This is a genomic window from Acidovorax sp. (assembly GCF_027492855.1).
GTDB lineage: Bacteria > Pseudomonadota > Gammaproteobacteria > Burkholderiales > Burkholderiaceae_C > Acidovorax.
Genome location: NZ_JAPUDY010000068.1, coordinates 1 through 20,212 on the forward strand (window position 1 = coordinate 1; position 20,212 = coordinate 20,212).

The following is a 20,212-nucleotide window of genomic DNA, read 5'->3' on the forward strand; positions in this document are numbered from 1 at the left end:
AGGAGCTGGACGAATTGTTTGAAATCTGCGACCGGCTGCATGTGGTGGCCAAGGGCCACCTTTCGCCTTCCGTGCCGCGTGCCGAAGCCACGGTGGAACGCATTGGCGAATGGATGAGCGGTCTGTGGCATGCCGATGTGCAGGCCCACCTGGCGCAGCAGCATCAACAGCAGCAGCAACAACAACAGGCCCAGGCCGGGGAGGTGCAGCATGCTTAAGCTGGAACCGCGTCCCCAGGCGTCCAGGCTCTGGACCTATGGCTCGCCCCTGCTGGCGCTGGCCTTCACGGTGCTGATTGGCGTGGCATTGTTCATCGCGCTGGGCAAAGACCCGGTGCGCGGGCTGCAGGTCTTCTTCTGGGAGCCCGTCAAAACGCCCTATGCCATTGGCGAACTCATGGTCAAGGCCACTCCGCTTTTGCTGATTGCGCTGGGGCTGGCCGTGTGCTTTCGCTCCAACGTATGGAACATCGGCGCCGAAGGCCAGTTTGTCATCGGCGCCGTAGTGGCGGGCGGCGTGGCGCTGCTGGCCGACAAGACCACCGGCCCGTGGATCGTGCCCGCCATCCTGCTCGCGGGCGTGCTGGGCGGCATGGCATGGGCGGGGCTCACAGCCCTGCTGCGCGACAAGTTCAACGCCAATGAAATTTTGGTGAGCCTGATGCTTGTTTATGTGGCCACGCTGGTGCTGGGCTATCTGGTCTACGGGCCGTGGAAAGACCCCCAGGGCTACAACTTTCCGCAGACCAAAACCTTCGAGAAGGTTACCCAGATCCCGCGCCTGATGCAGGGCTCGCGCATGTCCATCGGCCTGTTGCTGGCGCTGGCTGGGGCGGGTGCGCTGTGGGTGTTTTTGTTCCGCACCCGCGCTGGTTTTGCCCAGCAGGTGGGCGGCCTGGCACCGGCGGCGGCGCGTTATGCGGGCTTTTCGTCGCGCCGCGCGTTGTGGACTGCGCTGCTCATCTCGGGCGGCGCGGCGGGCCTGGCGGGCGCGCTGGAGGTAGCGGGGCCCATCGGCCAGCTCACGCCTTATGTGCCTGCGGGCTACGGTTTTGCGGCCATCATCGTGGCCTTTGTGGGGCGGCTGCACCCGGTGGGCATGATTCTCTCGGCCATTCTCATGAGCATGTTTTATATCGGCGGCGAGCTGGCGCAGTCGCGCCTGGGGCTGCCCAAGTCGCTCACGGGCGTGTTCCAGGGGCTGCTGCTGTTCACGCTGCTGGCGTGTGACACATTGATCGCCTACCGCATCCGCTGGGTGGCATCAAAAGGAGGCAAGTGATGGAATCCTACGCACTCCTCATCGGCGCCACGCTGAGCGCGGGCACCGTTCTGGCCATCGCGGCCCTGGGCCTGCTCATCAACGAAAAGGCGGGCATCGTCAACCTGGGGGCCGAGGGCATGATGCTCTGCGCAGCCATCGCCGGTTTTGCCACCGTGGTGCACACGGGCAACACCTGGCTGGGCTTTGCGGCGGGCATGGCCGCAGGCGCCGTGCTGGCCGCCATCTTTGGTGTGCTGGTGATCTGGCTCAACACCAACCAGTACGCCACTGGGCTCGCGCTCAGTCTGTTCGGCGTGGGCTTTTCGGCCTTTGCGGGCATCAGCTACGTGCAGGCCAAGCTGCCTGAGCTGCCCAAGTACGCGATTCCTGTGCTGGGCGACGTGCCGCTGCTGGGGCCCGCGCTGTTCCAGCAGCACCCGCTGGTGTACCTCACCATGTTGCTGGTTGTGGGGCTGATCTGGTTCTTGTACCGCTCGCGCGCTGGCCTGGTGCTGCGCTCGGTGGGCGAATCGCCCGAGTCGGCCCACGCGCTGGGTTACCCGGTACGGCGCATTCGCCTGGCTGCGGTGGTGGCCGGGGGGGCCCTGTGCGGGCTGGCCGGTGCCTACATCTCCACGGTCTATACCCCGCTGTGGGTCGAGGGCATGGTGGCCGGGCGCGGCTGGATCGCGCTGGCGCTCACCACCTTTGCCACCTGGCGCCCGGCACGGGTGTTGCTTGGTGCTTACCTGTTTGGTGGCGTGACCATGCTGCAGTTCCATTTGCAGGCCACGGGCGTGCAGGTGGCCAGCCAGTTGCTGAGCATGCTGCCGTATGTGGCCACCATCGTGGTGCTGGCGCTGATCTCGCGCAACCCGGCGTGGATACGCATCAACATGCCCGCATCGCTGGGTAAACCGTTTTATCCGGGTTCGTGAATAACCGCCGTGTCCAAGGAATTGCTGGTTACCCGGTGGTAGATCACCCCATAATTAGTGTTTTCGTCCCTCAACCCTTGCAAGTCTTACTTCTTCAATAAGGAAACCGACATGACTGATCTGCAGAAACGCTCCCTGCTCAAGGTGGCAGCGCTCTCCGCCGTGGCTGCTGCCGCCCTCGTGGGTTGCGGCAAGAAGGAAGAACCGGCACCGGCCCCCGCGCCTGCACCGGCACCCGCAGCAGAAGCACCAGCACCCAAGCCCGAGCCACTGAAGATCGCCTTTGCCTATGTCGGCCCCGTGGGCGACGGCGGCTGGTCGTTCGCGCACGACAACGGCCGCAAGGCCATCGAGAAGGAGTTCGGCGACAAGGTCGTGACGAGCTTCGTGGAAAGCGTGCCCGAGTCCGCCGACGCCGAGCGTGTGCTGCGCGACATGGCTGGCCAGGGCAACAAGCTGATCTTCGGCACGACCTTCGGCTACATGGAATCCATCCAGAAGATCGCCCCCGACTTCAAGGACGTGAAGTTCGAGCACGCCACCGGCTACAAAACCGCCGACAACGTGCGCACCTACGACAGCCGCACCTACGAAGGCGCGTACATGGCGGGCGTGATCGCCGGTGCCATGACCAAGTCCAACACCCTGGGCGTGGTCGGCTCGGTGCCGATCCCTGAAGTGATCCGCAACATCAACAGCTTCACGCTGGGTGCACAGTCGGTCAACCCCAAGATCAAGACCAAGGTGGTCTGGGTGAACGAATGGTTCAGCCCACCCAAGGAAACCGAAGCCGCCACCAGCCTGATCAATGGCGGCGCCGACGTGCTGTTCCAGAACACCGACTCGCCCGCCGTGCTGAAGACGGCGCAAGAAAAGGGCAAGCGCGCCTTCGGCTGGGATTCGGACATGACCGCCTACGGCCCCAAGGCCCACCTGGCATCGGCCGTGATCAACTGGGGCCCTTACTACATCAAGGCCACCAAGGATGCGCTGGAAGGCACCTGGAGCACCGGCCAAAGCTGGTGGGGCGTGAAGGAAGGCGCGATTGACCTCGTCTCCATCGCCGAAGACGTGCCTGCCGACACCAAGGCCAAGGTCGAAGCCGTGAAGAAGGGCCTGGCTGACGGCACGTTCCAGATCTGGAAGGGCCCCATCGTCGGCCAGGACGGCAAGCCTGTGCTGGAAAAAGACGCCGTGGCCGACGACAAGTTCCTCGGTGGCATCAACTTCTACGTCAAGGGCGTGGAAGGCAAGATCCCTGGCGGCGACAAGAAGTAAGCCAGCACCGCTGTGACAGAGGGCCGCCTTCGTGCGGCCCTTTTTGTTTTGGGCGGCGCGAGGGGGTCAAGCCGTGGCACCGCACGCGATGGTGGCGGGTCGGGCGTGGGCGGGGCTCGGGTTTGGGTGGGGTAGTATTCAAAGCGTAGGCCTTTGGGCCTTGTCCTGTCTGGCAACAACGAATTCAGCCTCATGACCGAAACCCAAGCCCCTGTGCCTCAGATTCCTCCCGAAGTGCTTCGGTACATCAAGGACCCTGTCGAGGAATCCAGGCAATTTGACTTCCTGATCGGAGATTGGGGCGTTGATGCGCTCCGATTCCGGGAGGACGGGGCCTTGCTGTTCAAGTACAGGGCCTTGTGGAGTGCCGTTGCATTGAACGGCGGCCGCATGATCATGGACAACTTCCAGGCGCTGGGGCCTGCAGGCCAAGCCGTGTCTTCGTTCGTCACTCTGCGCACGTACTCAGAGGTCACGAATCGCTGGGAGCTTGCCGGATTGCAGGCTTTGCAGCCGTCCGTGCCCACCGAATGGCATGGCGTGGCCAAGAATGGCGAAATGCTCCTCGACGCGAAGGCTAAAACACCCACTGGCGACTTGGTAAACACCAGGATTCGTTTCTTCAACATCAGACCCGAATCGTTCTCATGGGAAAGTTCTACGAGCCTTGATGATGGCAAGAGCTGGCGGAAAACGGCCGAACTTACAGCAACCCGGGTGGCCAAAGGCTGATGCCTCAGATCCGTCGCGCAGAGCGGCTGATTTGTATCGGACCGGCCAGATACATTCGACGGGTTATTGACCCACCTTTGGGCCGCTTTCAGCGGCCCTTTTCGTTGGTGCCGCGCCAGTGCATGATGTGGCCCATCCCCACAAAAAAGAGAGAGGCCAGACTGCCATGTTCAAAGTCCCACCCATCTCCGCCGAACGCCTGCCCGAACTGCTGCGCGCCATGCCCAAGGCCGAGCTGCATATCCACATCGAAGGCTCGCTGGAGCCCGAGCTGATCTTTGCCCTGGCACAGCGCAACGGCCTTGCGCTGCCCTATGCCAGTGTGGAGGCGCTGCGCAGCGCCTATGCGTTCACCAACCTGCAGAGTTTTCTCGACATCTACTACGCAGGCGCCAGTGTGCTGCTGCATGAGCAGGATTTCTACGACATGGCGCGCGCTTACCTGGTGCGCGCTGCGGCCGACAACGTGCTGCATGCCGAACTCTTTTTTGACCCGCAGACCCACACCGCGCGTGGCGTGGCCATGGAGACCGTGATCAACGGCCTGCACCGCGCCTGCGAGGATGCGCGCGCCGAGCTGGGTATCAGCGCCACATTGATCCTGTGTTTCCTGCGCCATCTGAGCGAAGAGTCTGCGTTTGAAACCCTGGAGCAGGCGGAGCCGCTGCTCGGCAAGATCGTGGGCGTGGGGCTCGACTCCAGCGAGGTGGGCAACCCGCCCGAGAAGTTCGCACGCGTGTTTGCGCGCTGCCGCGAACTGGGCTTGCACCTGGTGGCCCATGCGGGCGAGGAGGGGCCACCCGCCTACATCTGGAGCGCGCTCGACGTGCTCAAGGTCGAGCGCATCGACCATGGCGTACAGGCCGTGCACGATGCCGCGCTGATGCAGCGCCTGGCGCAGGACCGCATTGCGCTCACCGTGTGCCCGTTGTCCAACCAGAAGCTGTGCGTGTTCCCCAACCTGGCGGACCACAACCTGGGCAAACTGCTGGATGCAGGGCTCGCCGCCACGGTCAATTCTGACGACCCGGCCTACTTTGGCGGCTATATCAACGAGAACTTCACCCAGGTGTTTGCCGCCACCGGCATGACGGCCAAGCAGGCGTACCAACTGGCGTTCAATAGCTTCGAAGCGAGTTTTGCGGGCAATGCCGACAAGCGGGTGTGGGAGCACAAGCTCAAGGAGACCTTTGAGGCTTGCGTGGAGCACGACTATTGATTTGAGGCGGGCGCTCACTCAAAAATATGGAAACCCGTTCGGGCTGAGCTTGTCGAAGCCTCTCGCAGCGCTTCGACAAGCTCAGCCCGAACGGTTCTGATGGATCGAATGCGAATCCGTATCCACCCGCACTGGCCACGGTAAAATGCCCGCGAAAGGCTGCTGTCCCGGCAGCCTTTTGTTTTTTCTGTTTTCGGGACCATGTAGAGGAACACCATGTATAAAAACCTCGCAGCCACGCTCGTGGCCGCTTGTTTTTTCTCCCCCGCTTTTTCACAGACCGCGTCGCCCCAAGGCAGCGCTGCCGAGCCCGTCAAGGCCGGGTTTGTTTATGTCTCGCCCATCACCGAAGCGGGCTGGACGCGCCAGCACGAAGAAGGCCGCAGGGCCGTGGAGGCGGCGCTGGGCCCGCAGGTGAAAACCACCTTCGTCGAGAACGTGGCCGAGGGGGCGGATGCCGAGCGCGTGATCCGCGACCTGGCCGCCACTGGGCACCAGATCATCTTCACGCCCAGTTTTGGCTACATGGAGCCCACGCTCAAGGTGGCGCAGGACTATCCCAACGTCAAATTCGAGTCGATCACCGGCTACAAGACCACGCCCAACGTGGCCACGGCCAATGCGCGCTACTACGAAGGCCGCTATCTGGCAGGCATTGCTGCGGGCCGCATGAGCAAGACGGGTGTGGCCGGGTTTGTGGCGGGGTTCCCCATTCCCGAGGTGCTCCAGGGCATCAATGCCTTCACGCTGGGCATGCGCTCGGTCAACCCCAAGGCCACGGTCAAGGTGGTGTGGATCAACGTGTGGTTCGACCCGCCCAAGGAGCGGGACGCCGCCATGGTGCTGTTCAACCAGGACGCGGACGTGATCGCGTTCCACACCGGTTCCACCGCTGTGATGGCAGCGGCGCAGGAGCGCGGCAAGATGGCCGTGGCCTACCACTCGGACATGCGCAAGACCGGGCCGGACGCCCAGATCGTGGCCGTGACGCACCAGTGGGGCGCTTACTACACCGAGCGTGTGCGGGCCGTGCAGAGCGGCCGCTGGAAAAGCGCCAACCTTTGGGGCGGCGTGCGTGAGGGCATGATCCGCGTGGGCGACTTTGGCCCCAAGGTGCCCGCCGCCGTGCAGCAGGAGGTGCTGGCCGCGCAAAAAGCCATTGGTGCGGGCCGGTTGCAGCCGTTTCGCGCGGGCAGGACGGCGGTGCGCGACAACGAGGGGCAGGAGCGGATCGCCCCCGGCCAGGCGCTGACCGATGCGCAGATCCTGCCCATGAACTGGCTGGTGGAGGGCGTGGTGGGCAAGTTGGCGCGCTGACCGCCGCGCGCCATAGCCACTATGGCGCAGGCCGTATGCAGACGCCGGCCCCTGTCGCTAAGCTAGCGGCCATGCACATTTACCGCTCCGCCCTTTTGCGCTTTGCCGACGATGGCAGCGCCCTGTATGACGAAGATGGCCTGCTGGCCGTGGGCCCCGATGCCCAGGGCCGCCAGCGCGTGCTGGCCGCAGGCGCCTGGCAGACGCTGGCACCGGGGTTTGCGGACGCGCCGGTCACGCACCTGTCGGGCCGCATCATCGCGCCGGGGTTTGTGGACATGCATATCCACTACCCCCAGACCGACGTGATCGGCTCGCCCGCCGACGGCCTGCTGCCCTGGCTCGAAAACTACACCTTTCCCCACGAAAAGCGCTTTGCGGCCCCGGACTACAGCGAGCAGGTGGCCCAGTTCTTCGTGGCCGAGCTGCTGCGCAACGGCGTGACCACGGCGCTGGCGTTTTCCACCTCGCACCCCGCGTCGGCGGATGCCTTGTTTACCGAGGCGCAGCGCCAGCACATGCGCCTCATCACCGGCAAGGTGCTGCAAGACCGCCACTCGCCCGACGGCGTGCGCGACGAGACAGAGCAAAGCCTGATCGACACCGAAGCGCTGATCAAGCGCTGGCACGGCGTGGACCGCCTGGGTTATGCCATCACCCCGCGTTTTGCGCCCACCAGCACCGACGCGCAGTTGCGCGGCGCGGGCGAGCTGGCCGCACGCTACCCCGATACCTGGATCCAGTCGCATGTGGCCGAGAACCTGGACGAGATCCGCTGGGCGTGCGAGCTGTTCCCCGCCTCGCGCAGCTACCTGGCTGTGTACGACGACTTCGGCCTGATGCGCGAGCGGGCGGTGTATGCGCACTGCATCCATTTCGACGACGACGACCGCGCGCTGATGCGCGACACCGGCGCCACGGCCGCCGTCAGCCCCACCAGCAACCTGTTCCTGGGCAGCGGCTTTTTCGACTATGTGGGTGCCGACCGCGTGGGTTTTGGCTATGGCCTGGCCAGCGACGTGGGCGGCGGCACCAGTTTCAGCCCCTTTCACACCATGCTGGCGGCCTACTACGTGGGGCGCACCACTGTCGAAGGTAGGCAGAGCAAGCAGGGCCTGAGCCTGTCGCCCCAGCGGCTGTGGTGGCAACACACGGCGGGCGCGGCCAAGGCGCTCGGTCTGGCGGGTGTGGTGGGCAACCTGCAGCCGGGCTGCGAGGCCGATTTTGTGGTGCTCAACCCGGAAGCCACCCCGCTGCTCGCGCGCAAAACCCGGCAGGCCCACAGCCTGGACGAGCTATTGTTTGCGCTGATCGTACTGGGCGACGACCGCGTGGTGGAGCAAACCGTGATTTCTCAAGCAAAATACGGCCCTCGCGCTTGATCCTCAAGCGCAATAAGCTATGTATTTGATAGCGCTCCGGGGCTCTCCGACTGCCGGGGCCACAGCGCAGGGAGTTTTGCTATGAGCATCAAGAGCGACAAATGGATCCGCCGCATGGCGGCCGAGCACGGCATGATCGAGCCTTTCGAGCCTGGCCAGGTGCGTGAGGCCGAGGGCAAGAAGATCATCAGCTACGGCACCAGCAGCTACGGCTACGACATCCGCTGCGCGCCTGAGTTCAAGGTGTTCACCAACATCCACAGCACGGTGGTGGACCCCAAGAATTTCGACGAAAAGAGCTTCGTCGATTTCGAGGGAGATAGCTGCATCATCCCGCCCAACAGCTTTGCGCTGGCCCGCACCGTGGAGTATTTCCGCATCCCGCGCAACGTGCTCACCATCTGCCTGGGCAAGAGCACCTACGCGCGCTGCGGCATCATCGTCAACGTCACGCCTTTTGAGCCCGAGTGGGAAGGTTATGTGACGCTGGAGTTCTCCAACACCACGCCGCTGCCCGCGCGCATCTACGCGGGCGAAGGCTGCGCGCAGGTGCTGTTCTTCGAGAGCGACAAGGACGACGTGTGCGAGGTCAGCTACCGCGACCGGGGCGGCAAGTACCAGGGCCAGGTGGGCGTGACGCTGCCCAAGGCGTGAGGCCAAAGGGTCTTCAACACGTACAACCACCGTTCACGCGAGCTTGCCGAAGTGCGGTGCCGGGCTTCGACAAGCTTGGCCAGAACGGCCTGGATGGATTGCTTGAACGCGGACGCTTGTGGGCGCCTGGCCCCGTGGGCCTCGTCCTACGCCGCCTTAGTCCTTTGGCTGAATGGCAAGCCAGCGCGGATTTTTTAGCATGAAGTCCATGCCCCGGATGTTCCGGTGGCTGGATGGAGTCTCGCCATGATGACCTTTGCTGCACCTACTGCTCCTGCCAAGGCATTGTGTTCCGAGCCCGCCGTGGATTCTGTCGGCGGGGCGGAGCCAAGCTACTGGCCCTGTGAGCTGCTCAATGCCTTTGCGCTGAAGATGGCCGCCAGCGGCCACTGCGTGAACATGTCCATGATGCTGGGCCACCGCCCGTACGCGCTGGAGCAACTGGCGCTGGCGTGCAAGGTGGAAAACAGCGACCTGCACCGGCTGGCCGCCCAGTTGCTGCCTTACTTCAAGTCACCGGCGCAGGGCTAGGGCTAGGGCTGGCGCAGCGCCAGCCGCGCGGCGGCCAGATCCCACCCCGCCCAGCCGCAGCTCTTGAAGAGCACGGGCCCCGCCGGGGCGCGGGGCGTCCACGGGCCGCGTACCACGTCCCGCAGCACCGGCAGGCCCGGCACGGCGATCCCGGCCTGCAACAGGTCGCCCGCTTCGTGCTCTGCATCCTCAGTGTCCACCACGATGGTGCCGTGCTGCGCCACATGCTGGCACAGCGCAGGCGCCAGTTCGGCCATGGCGGGGGTGAAGGCGCCCACGGCGGCAATGAAGGCATCCGGCCTGGGCGTGGCGCTCAGCACCAGGGCGCTGGCGGTGGTGCAAACCGCAACCAGCGGGCAGTGGGGCAGGGCGGCGTCGGCATCGGCCACCACCTGCGCCTGGGCACCCAGGGTGCGCACCTGGGCGGCCAGGGCTTCGGCGCTGGCGGCGCTGCGTGAGGTGATCCAGACTTCCTGCACGCCCAGCCCATGCACAAAGGCCTCGGCATGGGCCAGGCCCTGCACCCCGGCGCCGACGATGAGCAAGGGGCCTTGTGGCACCTGTGCCAGATGCCGGGCCGCCAGCAGCGAGACGGCGGCGGTGCGCCGGGCGGTGACCGTAGGGCCGTCCAGCACCAGGCGGCGCTCGCCCGTGGCGATGTCGAACACCACCACGTCGCCCTGGATCGATGGGCGCCCGGTGCCTGCGTTGCCGGGGGTGAAGGTGATGAGCTTGGTCATGGCCACGCTGCGGTCGGTGGCGGGCATCACGAACAGGCTGCCGCCCTGCGCCAGCGGCAGCACGCTGCGGGCTGGCACCGACACGGTGTTGTCGTCGCGCAGCAACTGGGCGATCTCATCGGCCAGCGCGGACCAAGGCAACCGCGCCGCCGTGGCCGCTGCGTCCAGCGTGTCTGCGGTGTGGGAAGAAAGAGGTGTGGAAGTCATGGCCTGACTTTACACAGCCCGCCCACGGCAAAGCAGGGTGTGTCTCACTTCCATTTCAATGAATGGCGCCTGCCTGCAAGGCAATGTCCTGCGGTGCCAGCACTGCCGCCCACAGCGCGGCATGCACGCCACGCACCATGTCGCGCAGCGGCAGGTGGGGCGTGCCCTGCCCAGTGAGCCAGGGCACATGCACAAAGCCGCCGCGTGCCCCGGCTGGGCCTGCACCCTGCGCCAGCAGGTGCAGCAGGCCGTAGAGCACGTGGTTGCAGACAAAGGTGCCCGCTGTTTGCGAGACCTCGCAGGGCACGCCCGCGCGCTGCACGGCGCGCAGCATGGCCTTGACGGGCAGGCTGGCGAAGTAGGCGGCAGGCCCGTCGGCCGCCACGGGGGTGTCGATGGGCTGCGCGCCGATGTTGTCGGGGATGCGCGCATCGTCGATGTTGATGCCGATGCGCTCCATCGACAGCCCGCCGCGCCCGCCCGCCAGGCCCAGGCATACGGTCAGCGCGGGCTGCAAGCCGTGCACCAGCGCCGCGAGCTGCTGCAGCGACTGCCCGAACACCGTGGGCAACTGCGCGGCCACCACCACGTGGCCTGCAATGCGCTGGCCGTGCAGCGCCTGCGCAATGAACCAGCTGGGGTTGAGCGGATCGCCGCCAAACGGGTCAAAGCCCGTGAGCAAAATCACCCGCTCGGGGCGGGGTGTGAGGTGGGGGCTATCGTTAACCATAGTAATAGGGGCAGTTCGCGCCACATCGTAATTCGCTGCAACAGGGTTTGCGCGGCTAATATCCAGCCTTGGCTCTCCACCCGAAGGAGGGCGCTGGAGATACACGATGAAATGGGAAGGCAATCGCGAATCCGACAATGTGGAAGACCGCCGCGGTGACGGCGGCGGTGGTGGTGGCGGATCGCCGGTTTTTGGCGGGCGTGGCATTGGCATCGGCACCATCGTGATCGCCCTGGTGGGCGGTTGGGTGCTGGGTATCAATCCGCTTACAATTTTGGGGCTGCTCAGCGGTGGCGGCCAGCCTGCGCAGGTGCAGCAGCAACAGCAAGGCCCGGCACAGCGCCCGCCAGCGGACGACACCATGGCCCGCTTCGTCAGCACCGTGCTGGCCGACACCGAGGACGTGTGGACGCAGGTGTTCCGCGAAGGGGGCGGCCGTTACCAGGAGCCGCGCCTGGTGCTGTTCCGGGGCATGACGCCTACCGCCTGCGGCACCGGCCAGGCGGCGATGGGCCCGTTTTATTGCCCCGCCGACCAGAAGGTCTACATCGACCTGGGCTTCTATGAAACCCTGAAAAACCGCCTGGGCGCCCCCGGCGACTTTGCCCAGGCTTATGTGATCGCCCATGAGGTGGGCCACCACGTGCAGAACCAGTTGGGTATCAGCGACAAGGTGGACCAGATGCGCGGCCGCGTGAGCAAGACGGAATACAACGCACTGTCGGTGCGGCTGGAGCTGCAGGCCGACTGTTTTGCGGGCGTGTGGGCCCACCACGCGCAGAGCGCCCGCAAAATTCTGGAGCAGGGCGACGTGGAAGAAGCCATGAACGCCGCCGCCAAAATTGGCGACGATGCCCTGCAGCGCGCCCAGGGGGGCGCGGTGGTGCCAGACAGCTTCACCCACGGCACCAGCGCCCAGCGCCAGCGCTGGTTTCACAACGGGTTGCAGAACGGCAGCGTGAAGGCTTGCGACACCTTCGCTGCGCGCAGCCTGTAGATCGTCGCCACGGGCCGCATGGATTTTGAAGGCTGCCGTTCATGTCTTCAGCCGTGCCCCTGACCCACACCACACGCCAGGGCTCGGCGGAAAGCCGATCGGGCGCGGCGGCGGATTCGCCTGAACCCCAGCCATCGGGGGCGGCAGCAGCCTGGTCGGCGGCGGCGGTCACCGTGCCCCACGCCGTGGGGCTGGGGCTGCTCGCCTTTGCACCGCTGGCGGGCGACTATTCATTGGCGGCGCTGGCCCTGTGGTCGGCGGCGCTGCCGGGGCTGCTGCTCACCTTGCTGGCGCCCCGTGCCGGGGTGGTGTATGCGCCCACCACGGTGGTGGCGCTGCTGTTTGCGGCGGTGCTGGCCACAGCCCACCACGCGGCGCCCGCACTGGGCCTGAGCGCGCGGCAGGTGCTGGCCGTGAGCGGCGCCACCGTGGCCCTGGCCTTTGTTTTCCAGTGGCTGCTGGGGGTGCTGCGGTTGGCGTCGGTGGCGCGGTTTTTGCCCATCTCGGTCACGCATGGTTTTGCAGCGGGCGTGGGGCTGTCGATGGTGCTGGGCCAGGTGCGCAACGGCTTTGGCGCGGGGGCGGCTGCGCCGTGGGATACACGCACGCTCTGGCAGGCGCTGGCGGCGCTGGCGGTGGTGGGCCTGGCCTGGGGGCTGCGGCGGCGCTGGCCGCGCATGCCGGGCTTGCTCACCGCCGTGGTGCTGGTGGCGCTGGCGGTGGCCTTGGCGGGGCTGTGGGGGGGCGGGCTGGGCACGGTGTTTGCACCGGCGGCGCCGCAGAGCGACTTTGCCTGGCCCCTGCTGCCCGACTGGACGGATATCCCCTGGGTGGACCTGGCCCGGCAGCAGGGGCCGGCCCTGGTGGTGCTGGCGCTTTTGATGGCGCTGGTCAACAGCCTGGAGATTTTGGTCTTCAACCAGGAGCTGGAGTTGGACCACGGCCTGCGCGGCAACCCCAACCAGGCCCTGCGCCGCGAAAGCCTGCTGGGCGTGTTGTGTGGCCTGGCGGGCATGATCCCGGCATCGACCAGCGCCTCGCGCTCGCGCATCGTGCTGGCGCAGGTGGGCGCCTCGCGCAGTGCATTGGCGAGCGCGCCGCGCTGGCACGCCGCCATCATGCTGGGCGTGGCCGTCACGGGGGCATGGTGGCTGCACTGGGTGCCCATGGCCTGCCTGGCGGGCGGGCTGGTGCTGGCGGGGCTGATGCAGGTGCCGGGCCTCATGTGGTCGCTGCGTTACGCACGCAGCTCGCGCGTGACCTGGGCGCAAAGCTGGCTGGTGGCGCTGGTGTTTGCGGTGATGGGTGGCGTGGGCGCTCTGGTGGCGGGCCTGGTGGTGGCCACCTTCGTGCTGCTGCACGACTCGGCCGCCAAGGTGCTGCGCCATGTGCGGCTGGATGGCGAGCTGCGCTCGCGGCGCTTGCGCCGGGCCGGGTCGGATACCTGGCTGTCGCCGCGCATGAACCAGGTGGCGGTGTTCGAGCTGCAGGGCGTGATGTCGTTCGGCGTGGCGGCCCACTTGGCCGAGCAGGTGCGCATGCTGCTGCAGCCGCGCCACCGCTGGGTGATTCTGGACGCGGGCCGCGTGCCCGCCTGGGACAGCACGGCGCTGGCGCAGCTGCGGGCGCTGGTGCGCGACCTGGACCAGCAGGGCATTGCCGCCGCTGTGGCTGGGCTCGACCCCATGGCCGCCGAACACGCGGGCGAACATGTGCGCGCTTTTGCCGACCTGGACCGCGCGCTCGAATGGGCCGAGGCGGGCATCCTGTCGCAGCGCCCCATCGAGCAGCGCCCCGCGCACCCCGAGCGCGACCTGCTGGGCGAGATCGGCGAGGGCGTGCCCCGCGCGGCCGCCGAGGCGCTGCTGGCCCTGCTGGAGCCGATGGACGTGCCTGCCCACGGGGTGGTGTTCCGCGCTGGCGACACCGAGCGCGACCTGCTGGTGGTGAAGTCGGGCCACATCACCCTGGTGACCCTGTGGCCGCCCGACAAAGGGCTGCGCCTGGCCACGGTGGGGCCGGGCATGGCCTTTGGCGAGATGGCGTTCTTGAGCGGCGCCGCCCGCAGCGCCTGCGCCGGGGCCGAGCGAGGCTCCGCGCACCTGGTGCGGCTGTCGCGCGCGCACTTTGACGCCTGGGCCCGGCAATACCCCGAAGCTGCGCTCACGGTGATGAATAACCTCGCCCAGATTGGGGCGAGGCGCCTGGCGGTCACCACGCGGCAATTGCGGGTGGTGTTGGAGTAGATTTTGATAAAAATAGCCTGTAGCGCTTGATTAATATGCGCTAGCAGCTATCAAAAGCATAGTAAATGGCGTCAAAAATCGCAAAAGCTCTCGTCTCACCGTAGTAGCAGCATTGCCAAAAGTGGCTTTTTTGGCTACCGGTGCGACAATAGAGGGCTAAATGACAAGTTCCTTTTCCAATCTATCGCTGGCCGAGCCGCTGGCGCGCGCCGTGGCCGAAATGGGCTACGAGTCCATGACACCCATCCAGGAGCAGGCCATTCCGGTGGTGCTCACGGGGCAAGACGTGATGGGCGCCGCTCAGACCGGCACCGGCAAGACAGCAGCCTTCTCGCTGCCCCTGCTGCAGCGCCTGCTCAAGCATGAGAACAGCTCCACCTCGCCCGCGCGCCACCCCGTACGCGCCCTGGTGCTGCTGCCCACGCGCGAACTGGCCGACCAGGTCGCCCAGCAGATCGCGCTGTATGCCAAACACACCAAGCTGCGCAGCACCGTGGTGTTTGGCGGCATGGACATGAAGCCCCAGACCCTGGAGCTGAAAAAAGGCGTTGAAGTGCTGGTGGCCACGCCGGGCCGCCTGCTGGACCACATCGAAGCCAAGAACGCGGTACTCAACCAGGTCGAATACGTGGTGCTCGACGAGGCCGACCGCATGCTGGACATCGGCTTCTTGCCCGACCTGCAGCGCATCCTCTCTTACCTGCCCAAGCAGCGCACCACGCTCTTGTTCAGCGCCACCTTCTCGCCCGAGATCAAGCGCCTGGCCAGCAGCTACCTGCAAAACCCCATCACCATCGAAGTGGCCCGCCCCAACGAGACGGCCTCCACGGTGGAGCAGCGCTTCTACAGCGCGGGTGACGACGACAAGCGCCGCGCCATCCACCAGGTGCTCAAGACCCGTGGCATCAAGCAGGCCTTCATCTTCGTGAACAGCAAGCTCGGTTGCGCCCGCCTGGCGCGCAGCCTGGAGCGCGAAGGCCTCAAGACCGCCGCGTTGCATGGCGACAAGAGCCAGGACGAGCGCCTGAAGGCCCTGGAAGCCTTCAAGAAGGGCGAAGTCGATCTGCTGGTGTGTACTGACGTGGCCGCGCGTGGCCTTGACATCAAGGACGTGCCGGCGGTGTTCAACTTCGACGTGCCGTTCAACGCCGAAGACTATGTGCACCGCATCGGCCGCACGGGCCGTGCCGGGGCCTCGGGCCTGGCCGTCACGCTGGTGTCGGGCAGCGACACGCGCCTGGTGGCCGATATCGAGAAGCTGATCAAGAAGAAGATCGACCTCGAAGCCGTCGAGTACGACGAAGACCAACCCCGTGGCCGCATCAACGATGGCCGCCGCGCCTGGCGCGAGGCGGGTGAGACCGGCGATGGGCGCGATGCCATCTCGTCCGGCCCGCGCCGTGAACGCGAGCGCGACTACCGGGGCGGCCGCGAATCTCGCGAATCGCGCGAACCACACCGGGGGGGCTTCCGCCCGGCCGTCGTCTCGCGCGACCCCTTCTTCGAGAAGCCCTACGAGGCCAACGTGGCCACCGACACTGCCCCCGCGTGGGAAGCCGCCAAATCGGCGCCGCGCAGCAGCGTGTCGGCCAACATCAAGCCCAAACGCAAGGTGGCCGCGCTGTTCAAGGCCGCCCAGCCAGAAACCTCGGCGCAGTAAGCAGCAACGCCGACCTTTTTTTAAAGGCTTTTTGGCCCCTGGCGCTTGTTTATCAAGCGCTGGCAGCTATATTTTTAATAGCAAATAGTCAGTGCTGGCCTGCATGCAGGCTGTGATCGGCACGCAGGTTTGGGGCCAGCGCCTGCAGCAAAGGCGCGTCGATGGCACCGAACGCGAGGGCGACGCCTCCCCGTTGCTGCGCAAACTGCTGCGCTGCCGCCATGTCGGCAAAGGCCGGCAGGTTGCCCGCCCGCATCGGCCCCATGGCGGAAGAACCAGACACATACACCGCCTGCAGCGCGTCCAGCCACGCACCCGTGTTGGTGTCGGTCACGTAGCGGGCCACGATGTCCTCGGCCGTGCGGCCCCGCGTGTAGTGCGCCACGTTGCCCAGGTAGAGCATCAGGCTCAGCGGCGAGTCAAAAAAGTGCGCATCCCCCTCTGCAAAAATGACCTGTGCTGCCCAGCCGCGTGCGCGGGCCGGGTACATGCCACACACGGGGCAGCGTGCGTCGGCGGGCACCTCGCGCGCAGCTGCCAGGGGCAAGCCAGAGGCCGGGTCGTAAGGCGTGGCGGGTGCCACCACGCACACATCGTCGCCAACGCCTTCCAGGGCGGCATTGCCAGGCGAATCGGGCTGTTGCGGCCACTGCCATGCCGCAAGGCCCGCAGCGCCCAGCACCAGGGCCGTGAGCGCGGCGCGCCGGGTGTGCGTTATCTGGGGCATGGGGTGGCGCTCACATCCGTGTGTCGTGCAGGGCGCCGCCGCTCAGGTCCACCATAACAGCGGTGATCTCGGCAAAGCGCAGCACCTTGCCGCCGTATTCGGCAGCGAACTTCTTTGCATCGGCCTCTTGCGCAAAGCTGCCGATGGTGGGGCCCATGGAGCCGTGGCGCTTGCCGCCCACCACGTAGATGGCGGTCTTGCCGTCGATCCAGTGGCCCTGGGGGGCGTTCCAGTCGGCTTGGCCCATGTCCTGCACATACACGGCCTGCACGGCGCGCACCTGCTCGCCCGCCAGCAGGGTGCTGAACAGCTCGACGGTGTCGCAGAAGAACGAGGGGTTTGCCTGCCCGGCAAAGCGCACCTGGGCCTTGGGGCCGGGGTAGTCGGCCAGCAGCATGCCGTCGAGCTCGCAACTGGTGGCGCGGTCGATCTCCACGGGTTTGAGGGACTGCGCGCTGTTGTCGGCCTGGCTGCAGCCTGCAAGGCCGGTGAGTGTGCCCAGCGATGCGAGGGCAGCCCAGCCCAGCAGTTGGCGCCGCCGTGTGCAGCCGCATTGGGGTTGGTATCGGTTGGTTGTCATGGTTTGAATCTCCAGCCCGCCAGGCCAAGCGGCACGATGATCCAGCCTGCCATCACCGCGCCCATGAGCCATGGCTTGGCCAGGGCGGGGGGCACGATGCTGGTCAGGCCGTACAGGGTGCGCACGTCTTCCAGCGAGAACACGTTGAGGATGCGGAACACGTCGGCCGGGTTGAGCAGCAGCAGGTAGGCCATGGCCTCGCCGCCGTAGCTGCCGCCCGTGGCCACCAGGGCGCCCAGCAGCAGCAGGTCGAACACCAGCACGAAGAAGAACCAGGTGGCAATCGCCAGGCCCGAGGCACGCGTGCGCTCGTGCGTGAGCACCGAGAGCAGCACGGCCATGCTCAAAAATGCCAGCCCCAGCAGCACCGAGCTGATCATGAAGCCGCCGTAGTGGAACAGCCCCGCCCAGTTGAATTGCCGGTACAGCAGCACGGCCACCAGGCCAAAGCCAGCGAGGGTAGAGAGTGTGAGCGCGGCCGCCAGCCCCAGGTATTTGCCCAGCAGCAGTTCCAGCCGCGTGATGGGCAGCGACAGCAGCAGATCAAGCGAGCCGCGCTCGCGCTCGCCCACGATGGCGTCAAAACCCAGCAGCAGCGCGATCAGCGGAATGAGGTAGATCACCAGGCTGACCAGGCTGGCGATGGTGAACTCGATGGAGCGAAAGCCCACTGTGCCCTGCTGTGCGCCGCCAAAGTAGGCGATGGCCAGCGAGAACACGGTGAACACCAGGGCCACGGCCAGCACCCAGCGGTTGCGCATGCGGTCGCGGAACTCCTTGCCTGCAATGGTGAGGATTTGGGTGAATTCCATGGCTCAGTTCTCCCGCAGGCCGAAGTACACGTCTTCGAGCGATGGTTCGTGAATCTGCAGATCCATCAGCGCTGTGCCCAAGGGCGCCAGCGCGCCGAGCACGGCCATCTTGCTGTCGCGCGGGCAGTCCAGGCGCAGACCTTCCGGCGTGACGGTTGAGGTGATGCTGGGCAATGCAGTCAGTGCTTGCAGGGCCGCAGGCCGGTCGGCCTCGGCCAGCGTGAGGTGAATGGCCAGCGGCATGTGTGTCTGCTCGCGCAGCGCCTGCACGCTGCCCAGGGCCTGCAGCTTGCCTGCAGCCAGAATGGCGAGGCGGTCCACGCGCTCTTGCAGCTCGGCCAGGATGTGCGAGGTGATGACGATGGTCACGCCGCCCGCCTGCAGCTCGCGCAGCGTGGCGTAGAAGTCGCGGATGGCCTGTGGATCGAGGCCGTTGGTGGGCTCGTCCAGCAGCAGCACCTGGGGCTCGCCCAGCAGCGCCTGCGCAAACCCGAGGCGCTGGCGCATGCCCTTGGAGTATTCGCGCACGGCGCGTTTGCCCGCATGGGCCAGGCCCACGCGCTCCAGCAGCGCGGGGCATTGCGCAAGCGGCGCACCTTTGAGGCGGGCAAAGAAGCGCAGCGTTTCCAGCCCGTTCAGGTTGTCATACAGCACCACGTTCTCGGGCAGGTAGCCCAGGTGGCGGCGGGCGGCGCGAAAGTCGCGGCCCTGCACCGTAGCGCCGCCCACGCGGATCTCGCCCGCCGTGGCGGACACCAGGCCCAGGATCATCTTGAACAGCGTGCTTTTGCCTGCGCCGTTGTGGCCGATGAGGCCGAAGATCTCGCCGCGTTCCACACGCAGGTCGATGCCGTCCACGGCATGCAGGGCGCCGTAGTGCTTGTGTGCGCCCAGCACCTCGATGGCGGGGGCTGCGGCCTTCAGGTCAATGGGGGGGGGATTGCGTGTCACGCCAGTGGCTCCGTTCGATGTTGTAGGGCCGCATGCGGGGTTTGGGGTCTACCACCGTGGGTACGCGCAGCACGGGAAACTGCTGGCCCACCAGGCGCAGTGCCTGCACGGCGGGGCTGGCCAGCAGCAGCTTGATGGTGGGGTGGCGCCAGGTCAGGCGGTCCACCATGTCGTTGGCTTCGTAGGGCACGTCGCCCACGCCGTTGCCATCGCGGTCCCAGCCCAGGTAGTTGCTCCAGTGGTTGCCGCTCTCGGTGCCCCAGCGCTCGTCGCGCGCGCCCACGTAGCGCACCTGTTCGCGGTTGGCGATGAAGTCGTTGCCCTCCACCTTGTTGTTCTTGGAGCCCGCCGACAGGTGCACACCCACGGTGTTGCGCGTGACGAGGTTGCCGCGCAGGGCGATGTATTCCACGTCGTAGATGAAGAAGCCGCGGCCGTTCTCGGCCACCACGTTGTTCTCGACCACCGAGTCCTGCAGGGTGCGCAGCATGATGCCGTGGTCGCTGTTGCCCCAGGCGCGGTTGTTGCGCACTACCTGGTCGCGCACCTCCATCAGCGCAAGGCCCCCTCGGTTGTTGTAGGTGTCGTTGTCCTCCCACAGGTTGTAGTAGGAGTTCATGTAGTGCGTGCCGTAGCGGCTGTGGTGCAGCCGGTTGCCTCGGAAAACGGCATGGTGCGACACGTCTACATACAGCGCGTCGCGCACAAAGCTGATGTGGTTGCCCTCGATGCGCGCGCCCTTGGTGTTGTACAACTGCACGCCGTTGCCGCGCTGCGACGAGCTTACGTCGCGCAGGCCGGTGATGGTGTTGCCAAGCACCTGCACGTCGTCGGCCTTCTCGATCCACAGGCCGAACAGGTTGTAGGTGAGGTCGTTGTTGCGCACCACGGCGCGGTGGGCGCCGGGGTAGAGGTAGATGCCTGCGTTCTGGTCCTTCAAGCTGTGGCCCGAGTCGCGCACGATCAGGCCTTCGATCACCACGTCGGGCGCGGTGACGCGGATGGTGTCGCCCTGCTGCCCACCGCTGAGCGTGGGGCGGCCGATGCCGCGCAGGGTCAGGGCCTTGTCGATGCGCAGGTTCGCGCGGTACAGGCCGCGCTGCACCTCCACCGTGTCGCCCGGCGCGGCAGCCGCGATGGCGGCCTGCAGGTCCTGGCCGGGGCGCACTTGCACCGTGGCTGCGCTGGCGGGCAGGGCGAGCAGCGCCGCCATCCCCGCAAAAAAGAGCGCAAGGGGAGGCTTCATCG

Annotated in this window: 19 protein-coding genes and 1 pseudogene; 13 read left to right on the top strand and 7 right to left on the bottom strand. The window is 66.2% G+C overall.

Annotated features, from left to right (window positions below):
* The 10 genes and pseudogenes from Q0105_RS13075 to Q0105_RS13120 form a co-directional block, all read left to right on the top strand.
* Positions 1–218, top strand: a pseudogene (locus Q0105_RS13075) (ABC transporter ATP-binding protein); the annotation flags it as partial.
* Positions 211–1,281, top strand: coding sequence for an ABC transporter permease (locus Q0105_RS13080; RefSeq protein WP_298212468.1), 1,071 nt, complete (start codon positions 211–213; stop codon positions 1,279–1,281). The pseudogene Q0105_RS13075 and the gene Q0105_RS13080, both read left to right, overlap by 8 nt.
* Positions 1,281–2,201, top strand: a complete 921-nt coding sequence (locus Q0105_RS13085) for an ABC transporter permease (protein WP_298212470.1) — start codon at positions 1,281–1,283, stop codon at positions 2,199–2,201. The genes Q0105_RS13080 and Q0105_RS13085 overlap by 1 nt, the downstream gene beginning before the upstream one ends.
* Positions 2,202–2,312: 111 nt before the next feature.
* Entirely contained in the window at positions 2,313–3,479 is a 1,167-nt protein-coding gene (locus Q0105_RS13090; RefSeq protein ID WP_298212473.1) for a BMP family ABC transporter substrate-binding protein, read from the top strand.
* Between the two features lie 192 nt (positions 3,480–3,671).
* Entirely contained in the window at positions 3,672–4,211 is a 540-nt protein-coding gene (locus Q0105_RS13095; protein ID WP_298212475.1) for a hypothetical protein, read from the top strand.
* Between the two features lie 166 nt (positions 4,212–4,377).
* Complete coding sequence (locus Q0105_RS13100; RefSeq protein WP_298212477.1) at positions 4,378–5,430, top strand: adenosine deaminase; 1,053 nt, start codon at positions 4,378–4,380, stop codon at positions 5,428–5,430.
* Positions 5,431–5,646: 216 nt separating this feature from the next.
* Positions 5,647–6,747, top strand: a complete 1,101-nt coding sequence (locus Q0105_RS13105; RefSeq protein WP_298212479.1) for a BMP family ABC transporter substrate-binding protein — start codon at positions 5,647–5,649, stop codon at positions 6,745–6,747.
* A 71-nt stretch (positions 6,748–6,818) separates the two neighbouring features.
* Positions 6,819–8,129, top strand: coding sequence for a guanine deaminase (gene guaD, locus Q0105_RS13110; RefSeq protein WP_298212481.1), 1,311 nt, complete (start codon positions 6,819–6,821; stop codon positions 8,127–8,129).
* 81 nt (positions 8,130–8,210) lie between these two features.
* A complete protein-coding gene (dcd, locus tag Q0105_RS13115) occupies positions 8,211–8,783 on the top strand; it encodes a dCTP deaminase (protein ID WP_008907297.1) in 573 nt (190 codons plus the stop codon).
* Positions 8,784–9,029: 246 nt separating this feature from the next.
* Positions 9,030–9,314 carry a hypothetical protein gene (locus Q0105_RS13120; RefSeq protein ID WP_298212483.1) on the top strand — a complete coding sequence of 95 codons (285 nt, stop codon included), beginning with the start codon at positions 9,030–9,032 and terminating at the stop codon, positions 9,312–9,314.
* A gap of 2 nt (positions 9,315–9,316) precedes the next feature.
* Here the strand turns inward: Q0105_RS13120 and Q0105_RS13125 are convergent, their stop codons facing one another.
* The gene (locus tag Q0105_RS13125) at positions 9,317–10,261 is read right to left on the bottom strand and encodes a delta(1)-pyrroline-2-carboxylate reductase family protein (protein ID WP_298212485.1); all 945 of its coding nucleotides are present in this window, start codon (positions 10,259–10,261) and stop codon (positions 9,317–9,319) included.
* Between the two features lie 55 nt (positions 10,262–10,316).
* Positions 10,317–10,991 carry a pyroglutamyl-peptidase I gene (pcp, locus tag Q0105_RS13130; protein ID WP_298212487.1) on the bottom strand — a complete coding sequence of 225 codons (675 nt, stop codon included), beginning with the start codon at positions 10,989–10,991 and terminating at the stop codon, positions 10,317–10,319.
* 106 nt (positions 10,992–11,097) lie between these two features.
* On the opposite strand from pcp, the gene Q0105_RS13135 reads away from it, so the two are divergent.
* From Q0105_RS13135 to Q0105_RS13145, 3 genes are all read left to right on the top strand, one after another.
* Positions 11,098–11,988: a neutral zinc metallopeptidase gene (locus tag Q0105_RS13135; RefSeq protein WP_298212489.1), complete on the top strand. Its 891-nt coding sequence runs from the start codon at positions 11,098–11,100 to the stop codon at positions 11,986–11,988.
* A gap of 41 nt (positions 11,989–12,029) precedes the next feature.
* Positions 12,030–14,234 carry a SulP family inorganic anion transporter gene (locus Q0105_RS13140; protein ID WP_298212492.1) on the top strand — a complete coding sequence of 735 codons (2,205 nt, stop codon included), beginning with the start codon at positions 12,030–12,032 and terminating at the stop codon, positions 14,232–14,234.
* 160 nt (positions 14,235–14,394) lie between these two features.
* Positions 14,395–15,894 (top strand): DEAD/DEAH box helicase, encoded by a 1,500-nt coding sequence (locus tag Q0105_RS13145; protein ID WP_298212494.1) that lies wholly within the window; start codon positions 14,395–14,397, stop codon positions 15,892–15,894.
* A gap of 88 nt (positions 15,895–15,982) precedes the next feature.
* Here the strand turns inward: Q0105_RS13145 and Q0105_RS13150 are convergent, their stop codons facing one another.
* Genes Q0105_RS13150 through Q0105_RS13170 form a run of 5 tightly spaced genes read right to left on the bottom strand, consistent with a single transcriptional unit; the run spans position 15,983 to position 20,210 of the window.
* Positions 15,983–16,621, bottom strand: coding sequence for a nitrous oxide reductase accessory protein NosL (locus tag Q0105_RS13150; protein ID WP_298212495.1), 639 nt, complete (start codon positions 16,619–16,621; stop codon positions 15,983–15,985).
* A 10-nt stretch (positions 16,622–16,631) separates the two neighbouring features.
* Positions 16,632–17,201: a nitrous oxide reductase accessory protein NosL gene (locus Q0105_RS13155; RefSeq protein ID WP_298212497.1), complete on the bottom strand. Its 570-nt coding sequence runs from the start codon at positions 17,199–17,201 to the stop codon at positions 16,632–16,634.
* The gene (locus Q0105_RS13160) at positions 17,198–18,013 is read right to left on the bottom strand and encodes an ABC transporter permease subunit (RefSeq protein WP_298212499.1); all 816 of its coding nucleotides are present in this window, start codon (positions 18,011–18,013) and stop codon (positions 17,198–17,200) included. Before Q0105_RS13160 ends, Q0105_RS13155 begins: the two co-directional genes overlap by 4 nt.
* Positions 18,014–18,016: 3 nt before the next feature.
* The gene (locus tag Q0105_RS13165) at positions 18,017–18,964 is read right to left on the bottom strand and encodes an ABC transporter ATP-binding protein (protein ID WP_298212501.1); all 948 of its coding nucleotides are present in this window, start codon (positions 18,962–18,964) and stop codon (positions 18,017–18,019) included.
* Entirely contained in the window at positions 18,939–20,210 is a 1,272-nt protein-coding gene (locus Q0105_RS13170; RefSeq protein ID WP_298212503.1) for a nitrous oxide reductase family maturation protein NosD, read from the bottom strand. The genes Q0105_RS13165 and Q0105_RS13170 overlap by 26 nt, the downstream gene beginning before the upstream one ends.
* Positions 20,211–20,212 lie beyond the last annotated feature (2 nt).

Coding starts and splice junctions, on each gene's coding strand:
- Q0105_RS13080 (WP_298212468.1), top strand. CDS start 211: ATGCTTAAGCTGGAACCGCGTCCCCAGGCGTCCAGGCTCTGGACCTAT.
- Q0105_RS13095 (WP_298212475.1), top strand. CDS start 3,672: ATGACCGAAACCCAAGCCCCTGTGCCTCAGATTCCTCCCGAAGTGCTT.
- Q0105_RS13125 (WP_298212485.1), bottom strand. CDS start 10,261: ATGACTTCCACACCTCTTTCTTCCCACACCGCAGACACGCTGGACGCA.
- Q0105_RS13160 (WP_298212499.1), bottom strand. CDS start 18,013: ATGGAATTCACCCAAATCCTCACCATTGCAGGCAAGGAGTTCCGCGAC.
- Q0105_RS13145 (WP_298212494.1), top strand. CDS start 14,395: ATGACAAGTTCCTTTTCCAATCTATCGCTGGCCGAGCCGCTGGCGCGC.
- Q0105_RS13155 (WP_298212497.1), bottom strand. CDS start 17,201: ATGACAACCAACCGATACCAACCCCAATGCGGCTGCACACGGCGGCGC.
- Q0105_RS13135 (WP_298212489.1), top strand. CDS start 11,098: ATGAAATGGGAAGGCAATCGCGAATCCGACAATGTGGAAGACCGCCGC.
- guaD (WP_298212481.1), top strand. CDS start 6,819: ATGCACATTTACCGCTCCGCCCTTTTGCGCTTTGCCGACGATGGCAGC.
- Q0105_RS13085 (WP_298212470.1), top strand. CDS start 1,281: ATGGAATCCTACGCACTCCTCATCGGCGCCACGCTGAGCGCGGGCACC.
- Q0105_RS13100 (WP_298212477.1), top strand. CDS start 4,378: ATGTTCAAAGTCCCACCCATCTCCGCCGAACGCCTGCCCGAACTGCTG.
- Q0105_RS13170 (WP_298212503.1), bottom strand. CDS start 20,210: ATGAAGCCTCCCCTTGCGCTCTTTTTTGCGGGGATGGCGGCGCTGCTC.
- Q0105_RS13105 (WP_298212479.1), top strand. CDS start 5,647: ATGTATAAAAACCTCGCAGCCACGCTCGTGGCCGCTTGTTTTTTCTCC.
- Q0105_RS13150 (WP_298212495.1), bottom strand. CDS start 16,621: ATGCCCCAGATAACGCACACCCGGCGCGCCGCGCTCACGGCCCTGGTG.
- Q0105_RS13120 (WP_298212483.1), top strand. CDS start 9,030: ATGATGACCTTTGCTGCACCTACTGCTCCTGCCAAGGCATTGTGTTCC.
- dcd (WP_008907297.1), top strand. CDS start 8,211: ATGAGCATCAAGAGCGACAAATGGATCCGCCGCATGGCGGCCGAGCAC.
- Q0105_RS13090 (WP_298212473.1), top strand. CDS start 2,313: ATGACTGATCTGCAGAAACGCTCCCTGCTCAAGGTGGCAGCGCTCTCC.
- pcp (WP_298212487.1), bottom strand. CDS start 10,991: ATGGTTAACGATAGCCCCCACCTCACACCCCGCCCCGAGCGGGTGATT.
- Q0105_RS13140 (WP_298212492.1), top strand. CDS start 12,030: ATGTCTTCAGCCGTGCCCCTGACCCACACCACACGCCAGGGCTCGGCG.